This is a genomic window from Clostridium sp. KNHs205 (assembly GCF_000702945.1).
Taxonomy (GTDB): Bacteria; Bacillota; Clostridia; order Lachnospirales; family Lachnospiraceae; genus Anaerocolumna.
The window spans coordinates 2,989,977-3,003,679 of record NZ_JNLE01000003.1; the positions used below are offsets into that span (position 1 = coordinate 2,989,977).

11 protein-coding genes are annotated in these 13,703 nt (G+C 41.7%); 10 read left to right on the forward strand and 1 reads right to left on the reverse strand.

Translation table 11 applies throughout. The features are described 5' to 3' along the window. The first annotated feature begins 99 nt into the window (after positions 1 to 99). From BR73_RS0112355 to BR73_RS0112395, 9 genes are all read left to right on the forward strand, one after another. Positions 100 to 1,557: an FAD binding domain-containing protein gene (locus BR73_RS0112355; protein ID WP_033165772.1), complete on the forward strand. Its 1,458-nt coding sequence runs from the start codon at positions 100 to 102 to the stop codon at positions 1,555 to 1,557. Next, positions 1,547 to 3,862 (forward strand): xanthine dehydrogenase molybdopterin binding subunit, encoded by a 2,316-nt coding sequence (gene xdhB / locus BR73_RS0112360; protein ID WP_197032658.1) that lies wholly within the window; start codon positions 1,547 to 1,549, stop codon positions 3,860 to 3,862. Before BR73_RS0112355 ends, xdhB begins: the two co-directional genes overlap by 11 nt. A gap of 103 nt (positions 3,863 to 3,965) precedes the next feature. Further along, positions 3,966 to 5,045 (forward strand): selenide, water dikinase SelD, encoded by a 1,080-nt coding sequence (gene selD / locus BR73_RS0112365; protein WP_051685390.1) that lies wholly within the window; start codon positions 3,966 to 3,968, stop codon positions 5,043 to 5,045. 70 nt (positions 5,046 to 5,115) lie between these two features. Then, complete coding sequence (gene yedF / locus BR73_RS0112370; RefSeq protein ID WP_033165773.1) at positions 5,116 to 5,451, forward strand: sulfurtransferase-like selenium metabolism protein YedF; 336 nt, start codon at positions 5,116 to 5,118, stop codon at positions 5,449 to 5,451. 92 nt (positions 5,452 to 5,543) lie between these two features. Beyond that, positions 5,544 to 6,263, forward strand: coding sequence for a selenium cofactor biosynthesis protein YqeC (gene yqeC / locus BR73_RS0112375; protein ID WP_033165774.1), 720 nt, complete (start codon positions 5,544 to 5,546; stop codon positions 6,261 to 6,263). Then, a complete protein-coding gene (locus BR73_RS27430) occupies positions 6,260 to 7,174 on the forward strand; it encodes a nucleotidyltransferase family protein (RefSeq protein ID WP_051685177.1) in 915 nt (304 codons plus the stop codon). The genes yqeC and BR73_RS27430 overlap by 4 nt, the downstream gene beginning before the upstream one ends. Then, positions 7,158 to 7,991 (forward strand): selenium-dependent molybdenum cofactor biosynthesis protein YqeB, encoded by an 834-nt coding sequence (gene yqeB, locus BR73_RS0112385; RefSeq protein WP_033165775.1) that lies wholly within the window; start codon positions 7,158 to 7,160, stop codon positions 7,989 to 7,991. The genes BR73_RS27430 and yqeB overlap by 17 nt, the downstream gene beginning before the upstream one ends. Next, the gene (gene xdh, locus BR73_RS0112390) at positions 7,972 to 10,584 is read left to right on the forward strand and encodes a selenium-dependent xanthine dehydrogenase (RefSeq protein ID WP_033165776.1); all 2,613 of its coding nucleotides are present in this window, start codon (positions 7,972 to 7,974) and stop codon (positions 10,582 to 10,584) included. The genes yqeB and xdh overlap by 20 nt, the downstream gene beginning before the upstream one ends. A gap of 381 nt (positions 10,585 to 10,965) precedes the next feature. Further along, entirely contained in the window at positions 10,966 to 11,226 is a 261-nt protein-coding gene (locus BR73_RS0112395) for a CD3324 family protein (RefSeq protein WP_033165777.1), read from the forward strand. A gap of 35 nt (positions 11,227 to 11,261) precedes the next feature. Here the strand turns inward: BR73_RS0112395 and BR73_RS0112400 are convergent, their stop codons facing one another. Further along, positions 11,262 to 11,873 (reverse strand): Ig-like domain-containing protein, encoded by a 612-nt coding sequence (locus BR73_RS0112400; RefSeq protein ID WP_033165778.1) that lies wholly within the window; start codon positions 11,871 to 11,873, stop codon positions 11,262 to 11,264. Between the two features lie 485 nt (positions 11,874 to 12,358). On the opposite strand from BR73_RS0112400, the gene BR73_RS0112405 reads away from it, so the two are divergent. Then, the gene (locus BR73_RS0112405; RefSeq protein WP_033165779.1) at positions 12,359 to 13,696 is read left to right on the forward strand and encodes a 5-bromo-4-chloroindolyl phosphate hydrolysis family protein; all 1,338 of its coding nucleotides are present in this window, start codon (positions 12,359 to 12,361) and stop codon (positions 13,694 to 13,696) included. Positions 13,697 to 13,703 lie beyond the last annotated feature (7 nt).

A 13,703-nucleotide genomic window follows, 5' to 3' on the forward strand; every position in this document is an offset into this window, starting at 1 on the left:
GAGAAAAGCTTAGGGTGTGGATGATAATCCTTAAAGTTTAAGCACACCTTTGGGAAGAGATAGAATGTAAAACAATACTGTCAAAAGGAGTAGATCAATATGAAAAAAACAATCAGTTTCTTTCTAAATGGAACCTTAAGAGAAATCCAGGTAAAAGCAGAGACTACAGTATTGGAACTGCTTCGTAATTCCCTGGAACTTAACGGTATTAAGGAAGGCTGCGGGGAAGGAGACTGCGGTGCCTGTACAGTAGTTATTGGTGAGGTAAGGGATGGCAAGGTACATTACAAATCGGCTGCAGGCTGCCTGTACCTGGCGGCAAAGCTTGAAGGAAAACATGTAATTACCATAGAAGGGATGGGAGAGAAAGAGAAACTCCATCCCATACAAGAAGCAATTCTTAAGGCTCATGCAACACAATGCGGGTTCTGTACACCTGGAGTCAGCCTTTCGATTCTGGCATTATATCTTGAAAGAGAGAATCCAACCAAAGAGGAGTTTCGCAGATATCTGGAGGGAAATCTCTGCCGATGCACCGGTTATGTATCTATCCGTAAGGTACCGGAATATCTGGAGGAGCTTATGGTCTGTTCTGAGGATATCAGACTAAAGTACTTAACGGTAACGGAAGAAAAACAAATGAGCTTTATTCAGGAGGACATCTATATAGACGATGGAATTCATGGCTTTTACTCTCCGGTTTCTGAAGCAAATCTTCTTGACTTCCTTCAAAGGCATCCGGAATTTACAGAAGGAAATAACATACGATTCCTGAACGGAGGAAGTGATGTGGTGGTAGGTATAAAGAAACATGGGCAGCATCACAGGCTGTTAGTGGACTTAAGCCGTATAGAAACCCTACAAAAAATTACATTTGATAAAAAGAGCTTAACCCTTGGCGGAGGTGTTTCCTTAGCACGAATGATAGATTCTGTTCAGGATATCTTTCCCGAATTCTCTGATACCGTGCTGAAAATGTGCTCTGAGCAGGTACGCTCCATAGCAACCGTCGCAGGAAATATTGCCAATGCTTCCCCAGTTGCGGATACAGTTCCTCTATTGATGGCTGTTGATGCAATACTTTCCATAAACGGTCCAAGGGGCTTTAGGACTATACCTGTCAGAGAATTCTTCAGGGGTTATAAAAAGCTTGCAAAGCAAGAGGATGAATGGATTAGCACCATAACCATTCCGCTGGGAGAATATAATTTTATCCATTTTGAAAAGGTCAGTAAGAGGAGAGAAGTGGATATCTCCTCAGTTAATTCAGCCATTGCATTGAAGGTGGAAAACGGTATAATTAAAACAGCCCACGTAGCTTCTGGCGGTGTCGGAGCAACTACTTTATATATGGGAAATACCTCTGGCTTTTTAAAGGGCAGGGAGATGAAAGAAAGGACCTTCTTTGAAGCTTATGAAATGATTGCTGCAGAAGCAACGCCTATCGGAGATGTCAGAGGAAGTGCGGAATACAGAAAAGCCGTTTTACAGAATCTCTTAATGAAACATTATCTGGCTTATGAAAGCAGTCAGGAGGTTGATGGTCATGAAGCATGAATGGAATCCCAATAATACCGGGAGGTGCGGAACTTCACCATTGCACATCAGCGGCCGTGACCATGTGACAGGCCGTTCACAGTTCATCGATGATATCCCAAAACCAAGAAATCTGCTCTATGTCAAATTTCTTCCAAGTCCCATAGCACATGGAAAGATTGTGAAACTTAATACAGAGAAAGCAAAGGAACTTTTAGGAGTGCAGGCCGTTCTTACGGCAGAGGATATTCCCGGTGAGAATCAGATTGGAGGAATTATTCAGGATGAGGTCTGCCTGGCACAGGGGTATGTTCATTTCGTAGGAGAACCTGTTGCCATCATTGCAGCAGAAAGTATCATGATAGCAGAAGAGGCACTTAAGTTAATAGAGCTTGAGATAGAAGAGGAAAAACCGGTATTAACAGTAAAGGAAGCCCTGGAAAAGAATCAGTTTATAGGTCCTGTAAGAAAGATAGAGCGGGGGAATGTGAAAGAAGTCTTTGCTGACTGTCCAAATTATCTGGAAGGTGTCATCTGTAATGAAGGACAGGAGCATTTCTATCTGGAGACGCAGAGTGCACTGGTAATACCTGAAGACAATGGCGGGGTTACCGTATATTCCTCTTCCCAGAATCCCAATGAAATACAGAGAATGACTGCTAATGTCCTTGGGATACCCCAGAATATGGTCACTGTAGACATTAAAAGACTTGGAGGCGGGTTCGGAGGCAAAGAGTCACAGGCTACACCATGGGCTTGTATTGCAGCGCTTGCCGCTTATTATACCGGACGCCCGGCAGAATTACGGCTTACCAGAGATGAGGATATGCTATGTACCGGTAAAAGGCATGCTTTTGAAAATTATTACAGAGTTGCCTTTGATGATGAAGGCAAGATATTAGCATATGAGATAGAACTCAATTCCAACTGCGGTGCTGTTGCTGATGTCAGTACCTCTGTTCTGGAACGTGCCATGCTCCATGCTGAGAACAGCTACTGTATTGACAACATCCGAATTATCGGAAGACCCTGCAAAACCAATCTTCATCCCGCAACAGCTTTTCGGGGCTTTGGCGGACCACAGGGTATCTTTGCTATAGAGAGTGTAATACAGAGAATTGCATATGTACTGAAACAGGATCCTTATGATGTCAGGATGAAGAATATATACCGGCAGGGAGATATTGCACCTTACGGTGAAGAAGTTCTTAATGCAGAGCATATTGAAAATGTCTTTGTTAAGTTAAGAAGAGACAGTAAATGGGATGAACGAAGAAGAATCATAAAAGAATACAATGAAAAGAATAAATATCTCAAGAAAGGAATCGGGGTTACTCCTGTAAAATTTGGTATATCCTTTACAGCAGCCCACTTAAATCAAGGAAGTGCCCTGGTGCATATTTATTTTGACGGTTCCATATCTGTAACCCATGGTGCGATTGAAATGGGTCAGGAAGTAAATACAAAAATTGCTCAGATAGCTGCTACGAATTTTGGAGTACCTATACAATATATCCGTATTGAAAGCAACAATACGAAGCGAGTGGCCAACACTTCACCTACGGCAGCTTCTTCCGGCTGTGATTTAAACGGTCATGCAGTAGAGAATGCTTCGCTGGAGATTATGAAGAGGTTAAGGGAATTAGCAGGCAGGCTTTATAAGACAACTGAACTTACTTTTGAGAATGGAAATATATACCCCCTCGTAAATGACCGTACAGACTATAAAAATCCGCTCATTTCTTTTAAGGAACTGATAAAAAAGGCATACTTTGAAAGAATTGATTTGTCCGCCCATGGATTTTATGCAACACCAGGAATCCATTTTGACAGGGAGAAGGGTCAGGGGCATCCCTTTCTGTACTATGTTTTTGGTGCAGCAGTCAGTGAAGTAACGGTAGACTTATTAACGGGACACACAAGCCTTGATTATGCGTATATATTACATGACTGTGGCAGCAGTATCAATCCAAGAGTTGATATTGGCCAGGTACAGGGAGCATTTTTGCAGGGTTTGGGCTGGGCGACTATGGAGGAATTGGTGTATAATGAAAAAGGAAAGCTTTTAAGCAGCTCACCGGCAACCTATAAAATTCCCACAATAGGGGATGTTCCGGAGGAAATTCATGTGGAACTGCTGGAAGGAAGTATAAATGAACAGGGTATCAAACGCTCCAAGGCTATCGGTGAACCACCCTTTGTCTACGGTGAATCAGTGTTTTTTGCAATTGTAGATGCTCTTGGTTCTACCGGCAGATATCCTGTGGATTTAAGTATACCTGCAACTCCGGAAAAGGTGTGGCGGGAAATCAATAGGAAAGCGTGAGGAAAGAGTAACCTCTCACAGAAAAACCCAAAATGAGCACAGAAGGTGCTCCTCATCCTGTATATTTTAAGAGGAAAAAGTGTACGAAGAAATGGAGAAAGAAATGAAAGAAGAAAATAACAAAGTACGATTGACCACCATGTCCACCAAGGCTGGCTGTGCGGCAAAGTTCGGTCCCGGAAATCTGGCAAAGGTCATGGCACATATGAATCTGCAGGAAAGAAAAGATGATCCCAATCTCATTGTTGGTTTTGGTACCTGTGATGATGCGGGGGTTTATAAAATCGCTCCCGATTACGCATTGATTCAGACGGTGGATTTCTTTACACCAATTGTTGATGATCCATACACCTTTGGAGCAATAGCAGCAACCAATGCCTTAAGTGATGTTTATGCAATGGGAGGGACACCTTTAACGGCCTTAAATATCTGCTGTTTTTCCACAGGTCTGGAGCCGGAGGTATATGCAGAAATTCTTCAGGGAGGACTTGATAAAGTAACAGAAGCAGGTGCTGTAGTTCTTGGAGGGCATACCGTTACAGACAATGAAATTAAGTTTGGCGTTTCCGTAACCGGTTATGTGCATCCGGATAAGGTGCTTACCAACGGAGGAGCAAAACCAGGGGATATTCTTATCTTAACGAAACCAATCGGAACGGGAGTTATCAGCACTGCTTTTAAGAATAATATAATTGATGAAGCCCAAATGGCAGAATCCATAACCTCTATGAGTACACTGAACAAAGCTGCATCTGAGGCTGCTCAGAAAATAGGTGTACACGCCTGTACAGACGTAACAGGTTTCGGTTTATCGGGGCATACCTATGAAGTAGCAGCTGCGAGTAATGTAAACATCAGGATTAATCTCTCTGAGCTTCCGGTAATGGAGGGAGTACTGGAACTGATTGAAAAGGATTGTATACCGGGTGGCGGATACAATAACAGAAATCACTATGAAAAATGGGTGGAATTCGAAGGAGATGTCTCTGAAACGAAGAAAGCACTGGTATTTGACCCTCAAACCTCAGGGGGCTTGTTAATATCCGTGCCGAAAGAGAAAGCCGAGGCATTGGTAGAAGAGCTTACCAAAAGGAAAACCTTGAGAAGTCAGATAATCGGTGAAGTCCTTCCAAAAGCTGAAGGAGATAAATATATAACTTATTACGAAGGGAAAGCAGAATAATGATAGAAGCGGAATATTGCTGGCAGCAGTATTGCTGAATGTCAAATGATCTGCAGCGGATGTATAAAGCATGAGAGAATTAATAATTATTAACAGTGAGTTTATGGGGAAAGGGAATGAGGAGCTTGGTAAAACTCTTACAGGAGTTTTCCTGCGAAAGCTATGGGCACAGGAGAAGAAACCGGACGCCATTATATTGTACAACTCTGCTGTAAAATTAATTGCAGAAGGCTCAGAAGTGCTGGATGCCATGGACGGTCTTTACAGCAGCGGAGCAGATATCTTAGCCTGCGGAACCTGTGTGGACTTTTACAATTTAAAAAACAGTATTAAGACCGGAAGAGTCAGCAATATGGAGGAAATCTGTTCTCTGCTGATGCAGGCTGAAAAGGTCATAACCATTTAATTGCCATTAAGACATTTTCTCTTACCGCACGCTAAGTGGAACCTCTGCACGGCTCAGGCAGTTTCGAGACACCATTAAGAAAAGAGTATAGGATGAGACTTACAACAGCATTAGATCTGAAGCAGGAAAATAGAAAAACAAGGATGATAAGTATAGTAGGCGGTGGAGGTAAAACCTCAGCACTTTTTACACTGGCATATGAACTGGCAGGAGAAGGTGAAAAAGTACTGATAACTACTACCACTGCAATGTATAATCCTACAGGAATCAGTAATCCCAATATTTTCGTGTTGGGTGACCACGTTACAGCAGAAGGCAAATTAAAGGGTATCTCAAAAGAGGCTGCAGAAAGAATCCATACGGATAATCAGTATGCATATATACTGGTAGAAGCAGACGGTTCCAAGGGGCGGCCTATTAAGGCACCGGCGGAACATGAACCAGTAATTCCTGATACTACGGATATTTTGATAGGTGTTATTGGTATGGATGCATTTGGTAAGGAGATTACAGAAGTAAATGTACACAGGCCCGAAATACTGAGTGCCCTTACGGATCCGGTCAACGGTATTGTAGATGAGGAAGTTCTCATAAAGCTTGCATGTCATCCCCAGGGATTATTTAAGAATTGCCCTGCTTCTGCCGGAAAAGTCCTACTGTTGAATAAGGTATTCAATGATAGGACAAAAGAAATTGCAATTAAAGTGGGAGATACCATAATTAGAGAAAGCAGGACCATAGACAGGGTAATCATAGGAGCGGTCAGAGAAGAGGAGCCTGTAATAGAGCTTATTAAAGGGAGTATTTTATGATTGCTGTTATATTAGCAGCCGGGTTATCGAAAAGATTCGGCGGGAAGAAGCTTATAGAGAAAATCAATAACAAACCTATGATTCTGCATACAGCAGAGTTGGTAGGAGCATATGAGTTTCAGCAGAAGGTGCTGGTGTACTCTGATGAAGAGGTGAAGAAAACTGTTCAAGCTTCTGACTTGACCACCGATTTCATATTTGTTCATAATATTCATGCAGAAGAAGGTTTAAGCTCCTCCATAAAACTAGCAATAAAGACATTGTTTCAGTTAAATGCAGATGGGGGAAACTGTAATATCAAGACAGAAGACCATGACAATAAAAACCAAAGCAATGAAATCAAAAGTAATAAAAATCATGACAATGAAAACCAAGGCATGGAAAAACAAGTCATGGAAAACCAAGGCATGGAAAACCGAGGTATGGAAAACCAAGGCATTGAAAACCGAGGCATGGAAAACCAAGTCATGGAAAACCGAGGTATGGTAAACCGAGACATGGAAAACCAAGATATAGAAGACCGAGATACAGAAAAACGGAACACAGAAAACTTAAATACGTACCGGGAAACAGAAGAAGGAATCATGTTTTTCGTTGGTGACCAGCCCTTTCTTAATGTAGTCACAGTAAGAAAACTAAACGACGCTTATACTGAAGGAAAGGGTTCCATAATCGTACCTGTGTATGGGGCTGACAGAGGGAATCCGGTCATCTTCTCCTCGAAATGGATGAAAGAATTAATGATGCTGGAAGGTGATGTCGGAGGACGTGTTATAATCCGTCAGAACAGCAGAGAAGTGTGGGAAGTTCCTATAACAGATACGGAAATAGGACGGGATATAGATACAAAAGAAGAATACAATGATGTACAGGCTGAAAGGATACCGGAGTTACATGGAGAGACAGAATAAACTGGTCGTCGTCAGAGGAGGAGGAGATTTGGCCTCGGGAGTGGTACACCGGCTGATAATGAGCGGCTTTCAGGTTATAATACTGGAAATAGAGAAGCCAACGGTAATAAGGCGAACAGTAGCCTATGCAGAAGCAGTATTTGAGGGGTCTTTTACAGTTGAGGGCATCAAGGCAATGAAAGTAAAGGGAGTTTCAGAGGTTTTACAATGCCTTGAGACTGGTATTATACCTATACTGATAGATCCTGATGGAGAATGCCTTCCGGCGTTAAAGCCTAAAATTGTAGTTGATGCCATATTAGCGAAAAGAAATCTTGGTACCCACAGGGATATGGCACCTATTGTGATAGGACTAGGGCCGGGTTTTTGTGCCGGAGAGGATGTGGATGCTGTAATTGAGACCAACAGAGGTCATAACCTCGGCAGAGTGTTTCTTGAAGGCTCTGCAGAACCGGATACCGGTGTTCCGGGTGTTATCGGCGGTTTCGACTACCAGCGTATCTTAAGAGCCCCGGCTGATGGAGTAATTCGTAATGTACGGGAAATCTGCACCAATGTTAAGTGTGGTGATATCATTGCTTATGTTGATGACATGCCGGTTATATCAGGTCTTGATGGTGTATTGCGCGGTTTGATAACGGATGGCTTGCCGGTAAAGAAAAATCTGAAAATTGGAGATGTGGATCCGCGATGTAAAATCGAATACTGCTATTCCATTTCTGATAAGGCCCGTGCCATCGGGGGAGGAGTCTTAGAAGCAATCCTGTACTTTTTAAGTAAAGAAAGTGAGAACGGATATGAGTATAGTAAACATTAACGGACAAGAGTATCACTGGGACACTGATATGGCATTGATGGATTACCTGCGGGATGTACTTGGGATTACCTCTGTAAAGAATGGCTGCAAGGAAGGTGCTTGTGGTACCTGTACGGTAATAATCGACGGCAAGACAGCAAGAGCCTGTATCCAGAAGCTTTCCAGACTGGAAGGGAAAAAGATACAGACCATAGAAGGTTTTACTGAGAGAGAGAAAGAGGTATTTTCCTATGCTTTTGCAGCCTGTGGTGCGGTACAATGCGGTTTCTGCATTCCGGGAATGTTTATAAGCGGTAAGTGCCTGATTGACCAGAATCCAAATCCCACCAGAGAGGAGGTTAAGCTGGCGATTCGCACCAATATCTGCAGATGTACAGGCTATAAGAAGATAGAGGATGGAATCCTGTTAGCAGCTCAGCTGTTAAGAGAGAATTCAGAGGTTCCGAAATTAACCCAGACCGGAAAAGTCGGTGAGAAGACCTGTCGGGTAGATGCAGTTCCTAAGACCCTTGGAACTGCCAGATATGCAGATGATTACAGCTTTGAGGGAATGCTTTACGGAAAGAATGTCTTTAGTAAATATGCGCGGGCAAAAGTACTTTCCATCGACTCTTCAAAGGCCTTGTTAATGCCAGGAGTAATTGCAGTTTATATGGCAAAAGATATTCCCGGAAAACGCTATATCGGACATCTGGCACAGGATTGGCCGGGAATGATTGCAGTGGGAGAAGAAACGAAATGCTGCGGTGATACACTTGCTATGGTAGTTGCTGAGACGAAGGAACAAGCCATAGCGGCTGTAAAGGCAGTGGAAGTTGAGTACGAGGAAAAAATACCGGTCTCCACGGCTGAAAAAGCTAAGATTCCTGGTGCCCACCAGATTCATGGAGAAGGGTTCACTCAGTTTGGCAGGTTCATTATCCCTGAAAACAATTTATTTGACCATGAAGAAGTGAAGAGAGGCGATGCAGAAACTGCCCTTAAGAACTCAAAGTATATTGCAGAAGGAACCTTTACCCTGCCTCCTACCGAGCATGCATTTATGGAACCGGAAACTGCCATTGGTGTTCCAGATGGGGATGGTATCCTTGTTATAACCGGCGGTCAGGGTATCTATGATGAATACCATGAGATAAGTAACTATCTTGGAATCCCCATGGAGAAGCTACGCATACAAAGTGCCGTTGTGGGCGGTGGCTTTGGCGGAAAAGAAGATATGAGTGTGCAGCATCAGGCAGCCCTGTGTGCTTATCTGACAAAACGGCCTGTTAAGGTATTCTTTAGCAGACAGGAAAGTATAAATTATCACCCCAAAAGGCATGCCATGGAAATCTACTGTAAAATAGGCTGTAATGAGGAGGGAATCTTACAGGGAATGCAGGCAAGACTGACCTCTGACACCGGAGCCTATGCTTCTCTTGGAGGTCCGGTACTGCAAAGAGCCTGTACTCATATCGGAGGACCTTATAACTATCAGAATATTGATGTTGAGGGAAATGCCTATTTTACCAATAATCCTCCCGGTGGAGCCTTTCGAGGCTTTGGCGTAACCCAATCCTGTGCAGTAGTCGAATGTCTGATAAATCAGCTGGCAGAAGCAGCCGGGATCACAGGCTGGGAGATTCGTTACCGTAATGCAATTAAACCCGGCCAGTCACTGCCTAACGGGCAGATAGCCGATGAAGGAACAGCTATGGTTGAAACCCTGGAGGCAGTTAAAGAAGAGTTCGATAGATATGAAAATGATCCGGAATACTATGTGGGAATAGCCTCAGCCATGAAAAATGCCGGGGTAGGTGTAGGGGTTCAAGATATCGGGCGCTGTAACCTGAAAATAATTGGTGGCAAAGTACATGCAAGGTCTTCTGCCGGTGCTATCGGACAGGGAATTCAAACAGTACTGCTGCAAATGGTCTGTGAAGCCACCGGATTAAGGCCTTCTCAAATTGTAGTAGAACATCCGGATACCAGATATACACCAGACTCCGGTACCACAACTGCATCCCGCCAGACAGTATTTGCCGGAGAAGCAGCCAGAAGAGCGGCGATCAAATTGAAAATGGATCTGGAAAAAGGTAATAAACTATCAGATCTTGAGGATAAGGAATATATAGGGGAATTTGAATACAAAACTGACCCCATTGGTTCATCTAAAGCAAATCCCGTAAGTCATGTAGCATATGGTTATGCTACACAACTTTTTATCCTTGATAAAGAAGGAAAGGTTGTTAAGGTGGTAGCAGCCCACGACATAGGAAGAGCGATAAATCCTCTGTCGGCGGAAGGACAGGTGGAGGGAGGGGTAGCTATGGGACTTGGTTATGCTCTGACGGAGGATTTTCCATTGAAAAACGGAATCCCGCAAGTCAAGCTTGGTACCCTTGGTTTGTTTAAAGCAAACCAGATGCCTCCTATTGAGACCTATCTTCTAGGAAAGAATAATCCGGACATCGCCTTTGGAGCAAAAGGAATAGGGGAAATCGTATGTGTATTGGGAGCACCTGCCTGTCAGAATGCCTATTATAAGAAAGATGGTATCTTCCGTTATAAATATCCTCTTGAGAATACCTATTACCGAAAACCTAAGAACTGATATAAAAATATATGTTGAATTATAGTTTCTCCTCATCAGGTATATAAAACTTGATTATACGTACCATAATTATAACAAATAGTAGACAGGGCATAACATCAGGTTTAAAATAAAGATACAAATAACATTTTATTGGGGGTGGCAAGCAAATGGAAATGAAATTAATTTTGCGAAACGGTCTTCAACAAGCTTTATCCCATGCAGAGTAAGCATTAGTGAACTATTCTGTATGGGTCATAGGTTACCTTACTTTATAACGTTTAGGCTGGATTATTGATGAAGTTTATTTAGTTGTTAATAGGATAAAGTAAGCTTAACTATAAGCCAACTACTGCTGAACTCTGCACTTTATTTATCAATTATAAATAAGGAGCGGATCACATGAAATATATCAATGCAGCAGAAGTATTACCGGATTATCTGATAACAGAAATCCAGAAACATATCAGCGGAGAGGTTATATATATCCCTGCCGGTGAAGAACGTTCCAAATGGGGCGAAAAAAATGGTTCGAGGCAATATTTTGAAAATAGAAACCATCGGATTAAATTACATTATAAAAAGGGGGATACAATAGAAGAGATAGCAGTGGAATTCGGTCTTGCTTATGAAACTGTTCGTAAAATTGTATATAAACCCTGAAAAAAGGCTGTTGCATTTTAGCAACAGCCTTTTTTCTATCCTTGAAGTGAAGTCTGAGTTTTACTCTCAAGCTTATCATTTACAAATTTTATTACAGCATTTGAGGCTCCATCTTTGCCGTACCAGACATAAGTAGCATTAGTTTTATCTCCGGTTTCTGTGGTATTTTGTAAACTTCCCTCCATGCCTATAAGTTTAACTGCCTCAGCATAACTGATTCCATTATTCAGGGAATTGTATTTGCTTAAGGTTATGTATGAAGCATCGGAATTACCGGTATCGTCAGAATCAGAGGAATCTCCGGGGGTACTGGTGTTATCCTGAAAGATCATTACTGCTTCTGTACTGGCGGTAACTTTTATACTGCATTGATAGGTTTTTTTACCATAGGTGGCTGTTATGACTGCTTTTCCTTTTACTTTCGCAGTGACTTTGCCTTTGCTGGTTACAGTTGCAACTTTTTTATTACTGCTTGTCCACTTTATTTTTCCTGTGACCGGCTCATAATTTTTCAGAATTTCCAAGACAATAGTCTCTTTGGGAAACAGGGTGTAGTTGTCGGAACTTATGGTATAAACAGTTGCGGCATTTACCTTAACAGGTAGTAACAGAACTATAGCAAGCAGTAATATTATGAACTTTTTCAAATAGCTACCTCCTCAATCTTATTAATCTTTCGTTTCGGTTACTGCATTATGCTTTCATTATCTCATGAACTTATAAAGCATTGTTATTTTGGCGCTCCGGTCAGAATTTCGGAGAGGCTTAAAAATTCTCTCGGTGTATTCATTAGTTCATGAACTTAAAAACACGTTCTTGCTCTTGTTTCTCCAGACAGAAATTCCAAGCAAGCCTGCAAGTCCTCATTCTGCTTCTATTATATCATAAAAACACAGCAGATACATAGGTTTAATTTCATTTATTCGTTAATACAACTTGTAAAACGATATTATTATTGTTATGCTATAGGAAGGTAATAAGAAGTACTTTTAGTACTATTATTTCTGGAATTTATTATAATTTGATTAAAATCTTAATAATATTTCAATCATATTTTAAATTGTTAATTCATAGAAAATACGATATAATATGGCTAGTTATATGTTGACGGTAATATAGCGGAGGAATTGTAATGGATAGAAGGAATTTCACTGATTTGGGTGAGGAAATAAGAGATATAGTCCAGAATGCAGTGAATAGTAGGGACTTTCATCAATTAAACAGAGATATAAGCAGTACGGTAAAAGGTGCATTGGACGAAGTAAAAGATGCTCTTAATTCGGGTTATGGCAGTTATAGAAATATTCATTGGAATTCAAATGAGTCCATGAACCGGGACAAGCAGAACCAACATAAAAACGAGAATAAAGAGAACTATAAAGAGCAGAATTATAGAAAAAACAACGAGAATAACACCAGTACGGGGACGGACTACAAAAGAAGACAGCAATACAATGCCTATAAATCTCCCGTGCCTCCGAAACAGCCAAACACCTCAGTTACTAATCAAAAGCAGCAATATCCTCAGATACCGGTAGGAAAAGTTGCAAGTATTCTCTACACGGTATTTGGAAGTATTGGAATGAGCCTCTTTGGTATAGGAGCTTTTGTCCTGGCTTTGATCGGGTATATGAACAGTAAAGTAAATTTATTCACCATAGCACTTTCTTTTATACCTTTCTTTCTTATAAGCTGTACCATGTCTGCCAGGGGTGGTGCTTTAAGGAAAAGACTGAGACGATTCCGGCGATATACGGAGCTATTTAAAGGCCGGCCGTATTACTCTATTAATGACCTCACTTCTGCTTTAGGGCTCAAACGGAAATATGTGATAAAAGACCTGCGGAAGATGATAAATATTGGAATGTTTCCGGAAGGCAGGTTTGATGAGCAGGAGACCTGTATTATGTTAAATCAGGAGAGCTACAAGCAATATCAGGAGCTTCAGAAGAGAGTTCGTATGCAGGAGATGTCTGAGGTTAAGAAAGATAACACGGAGGGACAAGCAGGAGCTTCCGGTACCAATGATTATGAAGTAAGAAAAGCCATTGAAGCCGGCAGATCATGTATACAGCAGATCAGAGAAGCAAATGATGCAATTCCCGGTGAGGAGATATCCAGACGATTAGACCGTCTCGAGGAAGTCATTGGCAAAATCTTTCTATATATTGAACAGCATCCCAGCCAGTTGGCAGATATCCAGAAGTTTATGGATTATTATCTTCCGACTACTTTAAAGCTGGTAAATGCCTATAAGGAATTTGATAGGTTATCTGTTGAAGGTGATAATATATCAACGGCTAAGAATGAGATTGAAGAAACACTCAATACAATAAATCATGCTTTTGAGAATTTACTGGACAGCCTTTATGAAGATGTAACCATGGATGTTTCCAGCGATATATCTGTATTGGAAACCCTCCTGGCACAGGAAGGTCTGACACGTAAGGATTTTATATCGAATAAATAGACTGGAG